Annotated in this window: 1 pseudogene; it reads right to left on the bottom strand. The window is 46.0% G+C overall.

Going from position 1 to position 398, the window contains the following annotated elements:
- Positions 1–12: 12 nt before the first annotated feature.
- A pseudogene (tnpA, locus tag EII23_RS12495) lies at positions 13–398 on the bottom strand (IS200/IS605 family transposase); the annotation flags it as partial.

The following is a 398-nucleotide window of genomic DNA, read 5'->3' as shown; positions in this document are numbered from 1 at the left end:
TTGACGCCTTGGCTACCCCTTGAAGGGGTCTGCATACTCGCGTGTACTCAACTTGTCTTGCATGATGTCATGCTTTTCCTGCTGCTGGATGTATTTTTGATCGTCGCTTCATTCAGGCCTACTGTACTTACATAGTACCCTTCGGCCCAAAACTTGCGGTTGCCGAACTTGTATTTCAAGTTCGCGTGCTTATCAAAAATCATCAGGGAACTCTTGCCCTTCAGGTATCCCATAAAACTCGACACGCTTATTTTCGGAGGGATACTTACCAACATATGCACATGATCTGGCATGAGGTGCCCCTCCAGTATTTCAACCCCCTTGTATGTACACAAGTTTCGTAATATTTCACCTATGCTTTCGCGAAGGCTCGCGAAGATTATTTTCCGCCTGTACTT

Source organism: Desulfovibrio sp. OH1186_COT-070 (assembly GCF_003860215.1).
In the GTDB taxonomy this organism is placed as follows: Bacteria; Desulfobacterota; Desulfovibrionia; order Desulfovibrionales; family Desulfovibrionaceae; genus Desulfovibrio.
The sequence above is the reverse complement of the archived record's forward strand: the minus strand, read 5'-3'. Positions and strand labels throughout refer to the sequence as shown.